The organism is Roseibium sp. (assembly GCF_050301095.1).
Taxonomy (GTDB): Bacteria; Pseudomonadota; Alphaproteobacteria; order Rhizobiales; family Stappiaceae; genus Roseibium.
This window is the reverse complement of record NZ_JBNKYW010000016.1, coordinates 54,498-66,176: the sequence shown is the minus strand read 5'-3', so window position 1 is coordinate 66,176 and position 11,679 is coordinate 54,498. Positions and strand designations below refer to the sequence as shown.

Here is an 11,679-nt window from a genome sequence, read left to right as displayed (position 1 = left end):
AGCTCGGCATCTGCGGCGAGCATGGCGGCGACCCCGCGTCCATTTCCTTCTGCGAAGGTGTCGGTCTGGACTATGTCTCCTGTTCGCCGTTCCGGGTGCCGATTGCCCGATTGGCGGCAGCGCAGGCCGCACTGAAGAACAAGGCGGGCTGAACGGGATCCGGGAACTGGGCGGACAGGCGATTGAGCGGAAGCTTTCCTTCGGTTGAAGAGGTGCGTGCAGGCGGCAAGCGGCTGCTTGCGCGCGTCCTTTCAAGAATTGAAGCGAATGCCGCCGATGCGGAAACCGCTGCTTTTCTCGACAGGATCAGTTCTTCCCCGAAGGCGCATGTTCTCGGCCTCACCGGTCCGCCGGGCGTGGGAAAGTCCAGCCTGACCGATGCCCTGATCAAGGCTTTCAGGGGGCAGGGAAAAACCGTTGCCGTTCTGGCGGTGGACCCGTCTTCTGCCCTGACGGGCGGTGCATTGCTCGGGGACCGGACCCGGCTCAAGACCGATCCTGCGGACAACGACATCTTCGTTCGGTCCATGGCCGCGCGCGATCGGCTGGGCGGGCTTTCCGATCATGCGGTCGCGGCCATTGCGGTTCTGCGGGCGGTTTTCGATCATGTCATTGTCGAAACGGTCGGCATCGGCCAGTCGGAGGGTGATCTGAAGCAGGCCGTCGATACGGTGGTCCTGTGCATTCAGCCGGGTTCCGGCGACAGCCTGCAATTCATGAAGGCCGGGATCATGGAGCTGCCGGACGTGGTCGCCGTGACGAAAGCCGACATGGGAGTGCTGGCGCGCCGGGCAGCTTCCGATGTCAGGGGCGCGCTGTCGTTGAGCCGGGATGCCGGCTCCACCTGGAGCGTGCCGGTCTGTGAGGTGTCGTCCGAGACGGGAGCCGGCGTTCAGGATCTGGTGGCGCATGTGGATGCCCACCTGGCTCATCTGCTCGAAGGCGATGCCTTGACGGCCAAGCGGCGGCAACAGCACGCGGCGTGGTTCGAAGACATGGTGCGGACCTGCTTTGGCGCAATGGGGCGGGATGTCGCCCGGCAGACACCGGCAGAAGAGGGGGCATCGGCCGGCTTGCCTGGCGAAACCTGGCAGCGGCGGGCTGAGGACGCTCCTTTTGCAAGCTTTGCGTCCTTCTCAAAAGCCATGAGGCAACGGCTCGGGTTCTGATCCTCGGTGACGGATCTTCGGTTTCAGCCCTTGGCGAGGCGCGGGGGGTATCCGGTCTTAGCGTCGAAGCCGGCAGAGCCTACATATTGGAAGGTATCCAGGAATGTGGTCAGGTCGTTTTCGTTCAGCGGCCTGGAGATGAAGTAGCCCTGCAGGCGGTGGCATTCGTGTGCCTGAAGAAAACGGAACTGCTCCACGGTCTCGATGCCTTCGGCAACGACGGTCATGCCCAGGGCCTTGCCGAGCTGAATGATGGACACGAGGATGGCTTCGGCTTCCGGATTGCCGTTCATGTCGGAGACGAAATCCCGGTCGATCTTCAGCGTGTCGAAGGGAAAGCGGCGCAGGTAGCTGAGGCTGGAATAGCCGGAGCCGAAATCGTCGAGCGCCACCTTCACGCCAAGGTTCTTCAGCCGGCGCAGGGCCTTAAGCACGGAATCGTTACGTCCGGCGAAGACGCTTTCGGTGACCTCGATTTCCAGCCGCTGGGGCGGCAGGTTGTTCGCGGACAGGATCGCCAGAACCTTCTCCACGAAACGCGGATGCTTGAACTGGTTGGGCGAAACATTGACCGAAACGACCATGCCCGGCCAGTCGTGGGCCTTGGCGCAGGCCTTGTTCAGGATCCACAGGCCAAGATCGTTGATCAGGCCGGATTCCTCGGCAACCGGGATGAACACACTGGGTGACACGATGGTGCCGTCCGCCTTGGTCCATCGGGCCAGGGCCTCGACCGAAACGATCTGCCTCGCATCCGTGTCCGACTGCGGCTGGTAGGCCAGGTCCAGCTCGTCGTTGTTCAGTGCGCGGCGAAGCTCCCGGGACAGTTTGTCCTTGGACTGGACCTGCTGTTCCATGTTCGGCTCGAAGAACGAACGGCGGCTCCGGCCGTTCGCCTTGGCGTCGTAAAGGGCGATGTCCGCCTTGCGGAGCAGCTCGTCCGGGTCGTTGCCGTCTCTGGGGGCGATTGCGGTGCCCATGGAGAGGCTCGCAAAGAGCTCTCGCTGTCCGATCATGATCGGCCGGCCGATTTCGTCCTGGACCTGGTCGAGAATGTATTCCAGCCACTCGTCGCTCTTGCAGTCCTTGATGACCATGGCGAATTCGTCGCCGCTGATCCGCGCGACGATACCGCTTTCCGGGATCACCCGCCGCAGGCGCTGGCCGACCGCGACAATGACCTTGTCGCCGGCCGAATGGCCGAGCGTGTCATTGATATCCTTGAAATGATCCAGGTCGATATAGACAACGGCCGTATTGGTTCCGTCTTCGAAGCTCTGCTCGAGCGTGTCGTTCAAGAGGGCGTGAAAACGTGTCCTGTTCGGCAGACCGGACAGCGCATCGTGGCGCGCGGTGTGAACGGCCTGGGACTCGCTTTTGGCGAGCCGTTTCGTCATTTGACGGGTGAAGACCGTAACGGCGATCACGACCGCCGCAATCATGAAAGCGGCAAAGGCAAGGAACGGATGGATGCGATCAAGCATCTGGCTGCCGGGCAGGTAGGTCTGCCAGGCGATGATACCGACATTCTTGCCGCGCGGAGAGCGAAGCTGGTACTGGCCGACCCCGCTTCGGTCGGACTGGGTGTCAGCCAGGACAAATCCGTCCAGATGGGACATTTCGGAAATGTCCTTCAGTTTTCCGCCGCGCAGGGGCGCCAGACTGACGAGCGTGACGGGCGGCACGCGTTCCTGCGTGATGGACAGGACCCTCGGCACGATTGCAGCCGCGCTGAAGAGGTAGGGATCACCATTGACGGACACGACGCCGGTTTCCGCGATGGACCTCTGCGCCTCATGGTTCTTCGGGGTATACCGGAAAAGGCCCGACGGCGTGCGCTGGAACGAGGTGATATAGCGGGCACGCACCTTTGCTACCGCGGGACTGAGATCGTCCAGCAGGTCCTGCGTCATCCAGCGGTTGGAATGATTGTAGGCATAGATGTTCTGGACCTGGAAATCGCGGCCGATCAGAACGGATTTGGTAAACCCGTGGTTCTGGAACAGCCAATGCGTCATGTTGGCGTAGATCCAGCTTTCGTCCGGCTCGGCAGCATTGACGATATGGTATGCATCTTCCCAGATCACGACGCCGGTCTGCTGTTTGGAAAGATAGTCCTGGCTGAGCTGAACGGCGCCCTTGATCAGCATGTGCTGGGAGTGCTTGGCGCTTTCGTCCGAAATACGGGCAGACCAGTACAGCACCCCGTAAATTCCGAGTGCGGATACAAGGACAACCACAATCATCGGAACGATGATTGCGTTGGCTATCTTTCCGCCTGAGTTACTGGACGATTTGTACATGCATTGGCCCGCTTGATTTGGGCCGATTATTCACGAACCGGGTTAAGGAAAGCCCCAAAAGCATAGTAAAATAAGGGTAAATCGTGCCGGCAACCGTAGATCGGCGATCAAATCAGCTGCAATCCGCGGAAGCTGACATTCGTTCTCAGGCCGACGATGACATGGTCGTGGACCTCGATGCCGAGCGGCTTGGCGATGTCGATGATCTTCTGCGTCATCTGAATGTCGGCGCGGGACGGGGTCGGGTCGCCCGAGGGGTGATTATGCACCAGGATGAGGGCGGTTGCGGAGAGTTCCAAAGCCCGCCGGATGACCTCGCGCGGATAGACGGGCGTGTGGTCGACGGTGCCGGTCTGCTGAACTTCGTCTGCAAGCAGGCCGTTCTTCTTGTCCAGAAACAGGACCCTGAACTGCTCGATGCTGCTGTGTTCCATGGAGGCCTGCAGGTAATCGATGACCTTCGACCAGGAATCGAGCAGGCGGCGCTCGTTCAGTTCCGCCCGGTGGTAGCGGGCAATAGCCGCATGAACGGCCTGGAGGCTGTCGATGCTGATGTCCGAAAGCCCCTTGATTTCCTTCAGGCGCTCGCGGGGCGCTGCGAGAGCTGCTGAAAAGGATCCGAAACGTTGCAGGAGGGCCTTGGCAATCGGTTTGGTGTCCTGACGGGGCAGGGCGGAAAATAACAGAAATTCCAGAAGTTCGTAGTCGGCGAGCCCCTGCTCGCCGGTATTACGAAATCTTTCCCGCAGTCTCTGGCGGTGGCCCTTGTGGTCCGGGTCGGTCAAGGACGCTGCCCCGGTGAAGGCTGGCTGAATCCTGTCAATGTCCTAGTCGTTCGGAAAACCGGGTTTGTGAATGTCGTTGGGCGAAGTCGTGAAGATCTGGCATCCGTCCGGCGTGATGCCGATGGAATGTTCGAACTGGGCGGACAGCGAGCGGTCGCGCGTGACGGCGGTCCAGCCGTCGCTGAGGACCTTCACATGGGGACGACCGAGATTGACCATCGGCTCGATGGTGAAAATCATGCCGGGCTTCAGTTCCACGCCTTCGCCGGGGCGCCCGTAATGCAGGATGTTCGGCGTGTCGTGGAACAGGAGGCCAAGCCCGTGGCCGCAGAAATCGCGCACCACGGAGCAGCGCTGCGCTTCGACATAGGTCTGGATGGCCGCGCCGATGTCGCCGGTGGTGTTGCCGGGCTTGGCGGCCTCGATGCCGCGCATCAGGGATTCGTAGGTCACGTCGATCAGGCGTTCCGCTGCCCGCTTGATCTGCCCGACCGGGTACATGCGGCTGGAATCGCCGTGCCAGCCGTCCAGAATGAAGGTCACGTCGATGTTGACGATATCGCCTTCCCTGAGAGCCTTGTCGTTCGGAATGCCGTGGCAGACGACATGGTTGATCGAGGTGCAGCTGGACTTGGTGTAGCCGCGGTAATTCAGGGTGGCGGGAATGGCGTTGTGATCCAGCCCGTACTGATAGACGAAATCGTCGATTTCCTGGGTGGTCGTGCCGGGTTTGACCATACCGGCAAGCTCGTCGAGGCAGGCAGCGGTGAGCTGCCCGGCGCGCATCATGCCTTCAAAGTCCTCCGGGCCGTAAAGGCGGACCTGTCCTGTGTTCTTCAGAGGAGCGTCTGCGGCGTCGATGTAGCTGACCATGGGGTATCCGTGTCTTGCACTTGGGTGTGGTCCCGGCCGCGCACCGCGCTGTCCTTCGGGGCAGGCACCCTGTTTGTCTTGGCGTTATCTGATCACATACCGTCAGCAAGCGCCAATTTCCAGTTCCGCATCCGTCAAAATGACGCGGAAGTGGAAACTTCTTCGCGGGGTCGGGAAATGTGAGGGTGCTGTCTTGCCAATTTTTTCCAAGCCCGCTACGTGGAAAGCAACTGCGGGCGTGGTGGAATTGGTAGACACAAGGGACTTAAAATCCCTCGGCCCTAGGCTGTACGGGTTCGAGTCCCGTCGCCCGCACCATATTCGATGCGCTACCGCCCTTCGGGCTACTTGAGCGGGTTTTTGTCTGCGCTACCGCCCTTTGGGCTACTTGAGCGCGTTTTGTTCGCGCTACCGCGCTTTGCATGACTTGAGCGCGCTTTTACACTTCGCATTTCGGCTACTTGAACGGGGCAAACAGCTCAACGGGTGCCGGTTCAACTTTCAGTGCCGTACTTGATTTTCCCGTGCTCTCGCAGTCTTGTTTCGTGACTGTCACAATTTGAGTCCCAATAAAGGGATAGAAGGCGCGTCTGCCTAGATTTCCGATCATTCCGATTTTGCCGGAAGGATGTTTCATGACTTTTGCCGACAAGCGCCTGCCTGCGGGCAGCGAGGTGATGCTTCTGAAAAACGCCCGGATCGTGCTCTGCGACGAGGTCGTTTCCGGTCATGTGGCCGTGGCTGAGGGACGGATCGTTTCGGTTGATACCGGCGTTGCGCCGCAGGCGGGGCTGGATCTGGAAGGCGATTATCTGCTGCCCGGGCTGGTCGATATTCACACCGACCATTTCGAAAAGCATGTCTATCCGCGCGCGCATGTGCGCTGGGATCCGTTGCGGGCGGCCATGGCGCATGATGCGCAGATCATTGGCAGCGGCGTTACAACCGTGTTCGACAGCATCTGTGTCGGGTCCACGATCAAGAATTCGGTGCGCCGGGAAATTCTGGCACCCATGATCGACGCGCTGGAAACCGCCCAGGCGGCAGGCATGCTGCGGGCGGAGCATCTGGTGCATCTGCGCTGCGAAATCACGGACGCGGAAACGCCGCAGCTGACGGAAGACAACATCGGCAAGGACATCGTGCGCATGGTGTCGGTGATGGAACACCTGCCGGGCCGGCGCCAGAGCCGGGACCTCGAGGCGTATATTGAACGCCGTATCGCGGACAGCGGCCTCTCAAGGCCGATCGTCGAAAGGGAAACAGAAAAACTGTTGAACCTTTCCGACGAGATCAGCCTGAAGGTTCGCCCGGCCGTGATTGCCCTTGCACATGCGCATGGGCTGCCGCTGCTCAGTCACGACGATACCGAGCTTCACCATGTCGATGAAGCGTTTGCAGAGGGCATTCCGGTTTCCGAATTTCCCTGTACGGTGGAGGCCGCGCGCAAGGCGAAGGCGTACGGGATGCATGTGGTCGGCGGTGCGCCGAACGTCCTGCGTGGCGGATCCCAGTCCGGCAATGTCGCGGTCAGCGAGCTGATGGCGGAGGACCTGGTCGACATTCTGGCCTCCGACTACGTGCCCCGCTCGCTGCTCGATGGGGCTTTCGCGATCGCCGGAAACGAGACATTACGGGGCGGGCTTGCCGAGGCCGTACGGATGGTCTCCAGAACCCCGGCGGAGGTTGCGGGCCTTGCCGACCGGGGAGAGATCGCCGAAGGCAAGCGGGCGGACCTTCTGCATGTCGGTCTTCACAACAGCCATCCCTTTGTCAAACAGGCCTGGCGGGCCGGACAAAGGGTGCTCTGACCGGGATTACTCCCCGGCCGGTTCCGGCAGGGGTTCCTCCGTTTCCGGATTGAGTGTCTGGTCGGCGTCCTCGGTCGGCTGGCTGGTGAAGCCTTTCAGGCTGCCGAACTCGCGTGCGTCGCGCTGAATTTCGACCGGGCTGAGCGCATAGCCGGTAGACAGCTCCGCGAGCGAACGCAGGGCGTGCATGTGAATGCGTTCATAGCCGTGGCTGGCGTCGACCCCAAAGGTGATCAGGGCGGTGCGTACATCCGCTCCCGCCTCGATTGCCGTTGCCGCGTCCGAACGGTAATAGCGGAAGATGTCCTTTTGAAACTTGATGTCGTTGTCGCGGCACAGGCGAACCATCTTGCGGGTCAGGTGATAATCGAACGGACCGGTCTGGTCGGACATGGCGATGGTCACCCCGAATTCGTCGGAGTTCTGACCGGGTGCGGTCGTGCCGTTGTCGATGGCGACCAGGGAGGCGATCTCGGGCGTCAGAATGGACTGTGCTCCGTGGCCGGTCTCCTCGGCAATGGTGAACAGCCAGAAGACATCGACGGTCGGTGTGCTTCCGCTATCCACCAGAGCCTTCATGGCGGCCAGCATCACGGCAACACCGGCCTTGTTGTCCAGATGACGCGAAACGATAAAGCCGTTGTCCAGGAATTCGGGAAGCGGGTCGATGGCGACGAAGTCGCCGACATCGATGCCCAGCCGTTGAAGGTCGTCTGCCGATTTGGAATAGGCATCGACCCGCAGCTCGATGTAGTCCCAGCCGACCGGCAGCTTGTCGACGTCATCGTTGTAAGTGTGGCCGGAAGCCCTCAGAGGCAGGATCGTTCCCGTGTAGGCGCCGTTCTCGGAGAAGATGGTGGTGCGGGCACCTTCGGCGAACCGGGCGGACCAGTGGCCGATCGGTACGAGTTCCAGACGGCCGTTGTCCTTCAGCGATTTGACCTGGGCGCCGAGTGTGTCCAGATGCGAGACGAAAGCCCGGGCCGGCTTGCGGCTTTTTCCGGTGATCCTGGCCCGCACGCCGCCGCGCCTCGTGATCTCGTAAAAGACCCCCAACGCCTCCAGTTCCTTGGAAACATGCCGCACGATCTCGTCCGTGTAGCCGGTCGGGCTCGGGATCTTCAGCAGCTCCTGCAACTTCTCGGTCAGATAGGCAATGTCGATAGTCAAAAGGGTCATGTCCCGGCACGGTCCAAGGTCGTCCTGACGGGCTGGGGCACCGACAGGGGAAACAGGAAATCAACGAAGCGCTCGGCGGTCGGTTGCGGTTCGTGATTCGCCAGGCCCGGCCGCTCGTTGGCTTCGATGAAGCGATACTCCGGTTTTCGGGGGTTCTCGACCATCAAGTCAATGCCCGTGACGGGGATTTCAATCGCGCGGGCGGCCCTGATCGCCGCTTCGATCAGCGTTGAATGGGTTTCTCCCGTGACATCGTGAATGGTTCCGCCGGTGTGCAGATTGGCCGTCCGCCGGACAGCAAGTGTCCTTCCTTCCTCCAGAATATCGTCAAGACCATGTCCCGCGGCCTGCAGGCAGCGCTGAACCTCGTCGTCTATGACGATCCGGGATTCGCCGCCTGTTGCCGCGGCACGCCTTCTGGATTGCGTGTCGATCAGTTCCCTGATGGTGGAACGGCCGTTTCCGGTGACTTCGGCCGGTTTGCGCAGGGCTGCTGCCACAACCTTGTAGTCGATCACCACCAGACGAAGGTCCTGGCCAGCTACGCATTCCTCGATCAGAACGTCGTTGGAGAAGGTCCTGGCGAAATCGATTGCCTCCAGAACCTCGTCAAGCGTCGATAGTCCTATGGCGATCCCCTTGCCCTGTTCCCCGCGGGCGGGCTTGACGACGACGGACCCGTGCTTTTCGAGAAAGGCGGCGATGTCCTCGGCAGCCCCTGCGAGGATCTGGTCCGGAACGGCGACGCCGGCACGTTCGACGATGCGCCTTGTGGTCGCCTTGTCGTCACAGATGGACATGGCGACGGCGCTGGTGAACTCGCTCAGGGATTCCCGGCAGGCGACCGAGCGGCCCCCGTAGGAAAGCCTGAAGAAGCCGCCTTCGGCATCAATGATTTGTGTCCGGATGCCGCGCCGCCGGGCCTCGTTGACGATGATCGTGGCGTAGGGGTTGAGCTTGTCTTCCAGGGCCGGTCCTGCAAACAGGGCCTCGTTGATCGTGTTCTTGCGCTTGACGGTGAAAAACGGCACCCGCTCGAAACCGAGTTTTTCGTAAAGCGCGATTGCAAGGTCGTTGTCATGAAGGACGGATAGGTCAAGGTGCGGGGTGCCCTTGCCCTTGAAGACTTCCGCCATGCGCCGGACGAGCGCTTCGCCAATGCCTGGGAACCGGGCCTGAGGGGACACCACAAGGCACCAGAGCGAGCAGCCCGTGTCGGCGCCGTCCGTTGCACGGTTGTGGTCCACGCCCATGGCGGTGCCGACGATCTGGCCGGTCTCGTCCTCTTCGGCCACCAGAACGGTCATGGTTCTGGGGTCGAGATCCGACCAGAAGAACTCCGGCGGCACCGGCACCATGTTCCGGCTGATATAAAGCTCGTTGATGGCCTCTGCGTCCGAGCGGGACGACAGGCGGCGTACGGTGAAGCCCTTCCGTCGGTTGCGCGCAGGGCGGTAGGTGGCCAGATCCAGCCGGAAGGTGTGGGACGGATCCAGAAACAGCTCCTGCGGTGCCGATCCGACCAGGACATGCGGATCGCGCACATAAAAGGCAATGTCGCGCCGGTCGGGACGCTCGTTCCGCAATGTGTCGACCAGCTTTTCCGTTTCCTGATAGGTGTTGGCAAAGACAAGCCGTCCCCAGCCGCAATTGAGAAAGCGGTTTTTCTGGGCTTCGGTTTCCTCGCGCCGGTATTCCGGTTTCATGCCGTGTTCACGCATGCGCTTCAGGCGATGATCGAACGCGCCCTTCGGCCGTGAAGGTTCATGGTCTGCCATGGGTCAGACCTCCTGTGTCTGCAGCCACATTTCCAGAAGGGCGACTTGCCAGAGCTCCGACCCGCGCAGGGGCGTTATGTATCTGGTCGGGTCCGCGTAGAGCTTGTCCAGATAAGTCTGGTTGAATAGACCTCGCTCTCTGGCTGCCTGGCTGGAAAGCGTATCGCGCACCATGTCCAGATAGTCGCCCTGGATGTATTTGAGCGCCGGGACCGGGAAATACCCCTTGGGCCTGTCGATGACCGCCGACGGGACCACCTTGCGGGCCGCTTCCTTGAGGACACCCTTGCCCTCCTGGGCAAGCTTGAATTCCGCTGGAATTCTTCCGGCAAGCTCCACCAGCTCGTGGTCGAGAAAGGGCACGCGCGCCTCGAGCCCCCATGCCATGGAATGATTGTCGACACGCTTGACCGGATCGTCCACGAGCATGACGTTGGTGTCGAGTCGCAAGGCCTTGTCGACCGGATCCGCGGCTCCGGGCCGGGCAAAGTGTTTTTCCGCGAAGGCAAGGCTTTCGTCCCGGCCACAGTGATAAGCGGGAGAGACCGCCTCCGCCATCTGTGCCTCCGTCCGGTCGAAGAAGGCGCTGGCATAGTCCTGAAGCGGGTTGTTTGATCCGGTCAGCTTCGGATACCAGTGATAACCCGCAAATACCTCGTCGGCGCCCTGGCCGGACTGCACCACCTTGATATGCTTGGAAACCTCGCGCGACAGCAGGTAGAAACCGATGTTGTCATAGGAAACCATCGGTTCGGACATCGCCCGGATCGCTCCCGGAAGGTTGTCCTGCAGTTCGGAGGACGGGATGAAGATCTTGTGGTGATTGGTGCCGTAGTGCTCCGCGATCAGGTCGGAATACTGGAACTCGTCGCCTTTCTCGCCATGGGCTTCCTCAAAACCGATGGAGAAGGTGGCAAGGTCCTTCTGGCCTTCCTCGGCAAGCAGGCCGACAATAAGACTGGAATCGACCCCGCCCGACAGAAGCACGCCGACCGGGACGTCCGCGACCATGCGGCGGCGCACAGCGGTGCGCAGACTTTCCAGAACCATGTCCCTCCAGTCGTCCGCTGATCGGGAAAGATCTTCGGCCGATTTCTCGAAAACCGGTTCCCAATAGGTGTAATCGGCGGAAGAACCGTCGGTTTCGATGGTTCGAACCGTCGCCGCGGGCAACTTGCGCACGCCGTTCAGAATAGTCCGGGGAGCGGGGACGACGGCGTGCCAGCTCATGTAGTGGTGAAGCGCAACGCGGTCGATCGACGTGTCGATGCCGCCGCCGGCAAGAAGGGCGGGCAGGGTGGAGGCGAATCCCAAACGTCCGTCCGCCTCGCTGAGATAGAGCGGCTTGATACCGAACCGGTCGCGCGCCAGATGGACGCGTCCGCTCTCATGCTCCAGGACAGCAACGGCAAACATGCCGTGGAAGCGGGAGAAACAGTCCTTTCCCCATTCCTTCCAGGCCTTCAGGATGATTTCCGTGTCACTGGTGGAAAAGAAGGAATAGCCCTTCTCACCGAGTTCGGACCGCAGGTCCTGGTAGTTGTAGATGCAGCCGTTGAAGACCAGGGTCAGCCCGAGTGCCATGTCGGTCATCGGCTGTGTGCCGCGGTCGCTGAGGTCGATGATTTTCAGGCGTCTGTGGCCAAAGGCAACCCGGCCGCGCTGTGTTACGCCCATGCCGTCCGGACCACGCGCCGCCATTGCATCCGCCATCCGGCTGACCCGGACAACATCCGCCTGACCGCCATTGAAAACCACTTCGCCGCAAATGCCGCACATAT

At 61.2% G+C, this 11,679-nt stretch carries 9 protein-coding genes and 1 tRNA gene; 4 read left to right on the top strand and 6 right to left on the bottom strand.

Annotated elements, in window-relative coordinates; all coding sequences use genetic code 11:
- Positions 1 to 152: putative PEP-binding protein (locus tag ACQY7U_RS01090; protein WP_428641106.1), on the top strand; the 152-nt coding region annotated here is incomplete at its 5' end.
- 30 nt (positions 153 to 182) lie between these two features.
- A complete protein-coding gene (locus ACQY7U_RS01085) occupies positions 183 to 1,169 on the top strand; it encodes an ArgK/MeaB family GTPase (protein ID WP_428641101.1) in 987 nt (328 codons plus the stop codon).
- A 23-nt stretch (positions 1,170 to 1,192) separates the two neighbouring features.
- Here the strand turns inward: ACQY7U_RS01085 and ACQY7U_RS01080 are convergent, their stop codons facing one another.
- The 3 genes from ACQY7U_RS01080 to map form a co-directional block, all read right to left on the bottom strand.
- A complete protein-coding gene (locus tag ACQY7U_RS01080) occupies positions 1,193 to 3,373 on the bottom strand; it encodes a bifunctional diguanylate cyclase/phosphodiesterase (protein WP_428641099.1) in 2,181 nt (726 codons plus the stop codon).
- 206 nt (positions 3,374 to 3,579) lie between these two features.
- A complete protein-coding gene (gene radC / locus ACQY7U_RS01075; protein WP_428641097.1) occupies positions 3,580 to 4,257 on the bottom strand; it encodes a RadC family protein in 678 nt (225 codons plus the stop codon).
- A gap of 42 nt (positions 4,258 to 4,299) precedes the next feature.
- Positions 4,300 to 5,130 (bottom strand): type I methionyl aminopeptidase, encoded by an 831-nt coding sequence (gene map, locus ACQY7U_RS01070; RefSeq protein WP_428641096.1) that lies wholly within the window; start codon positions 5,128 to 5,130, stop codon positions 4,300 to 4,302.
- 232 nt (positions 5,131 to 5,362) lie between these two features.
- Here map and ACQY7U_RS01065 point away from each other — a divergent pair.
- A tRNA-Leu gene (locus ACQY7U_RS01065) sits at positions 5,363 to 5,448 on the top strand.
- A 317-nt stretch (positions 5,449 to 5,765) separates the two neighbouring features.
- On the top strand, positions 5,766 to 6,941 hold the full coding sequence (locus tag ACQY7U_RS01060; RefSeq protein ID WP_428641095.1) for an alpha-D-ribose 1-methylphosphonate 5-triphosphate diphosphatase: 1,176 nt from the start codon (positions 5,766 to 5,768) through the stop codon (positions 6,939 to 6,941).
- Positions 6,942 to 6,947: 6 nt separating this feature from the next.
- Here the strand turns inward: ACQY7U_RS01060 and ACQY7U_RS01055 are convergent, their stop codons facing one another.
- The 3 genes from ACQY7U_RS01055 to ACQY7U_RS01045 are packed head-to-tail and all read right to left on the bottom strand — an operon-like array spanning position 6,948 to position 11,677.
- A complete protein-coding gene (locus ACQY7U_RS01055) occupies positions 6,948 to 8,120 on the bottom strand; it encodes an osmoprotectant NAGGN system M42 family peptidase (protein WP_428641093.1) in 1,173 nt (390 codons plus the stop codon).
- The gene (gene ngg / locus ACQY7U_RS01050; RefSeq protein WP_428641092.1) at positions 8,117 to 9,898 is read right to left on the bottom strand and encodes an N-acetylglutaminylglutamine synthetase; all 1,782 of its coding nucleotides are present in this window, start codon (positions 9,896 to 9,898) and stop codon (positions 8,117 to 8,119) included. The genes ACQY7U_RS01055 and ngg overlap by 4 nt, the downstream gene beginning before the upstream one ends.
- Positions 9,899 to 9,901: 3 nt before the next feature.
- A complete protein-coding gene (locus ACQY7U_RS01045; RefSeq protein ID WP_428641090.1) occupies positions 9,902 to 11,677 on the bottom strand; it encodes an N-acetylglutaminylglutamine amidotransferase in 1,776 nt (591 codons plus the stop codon).
- Positions 11,678 to 11,679: the final 2 nt, after the last annotated feature.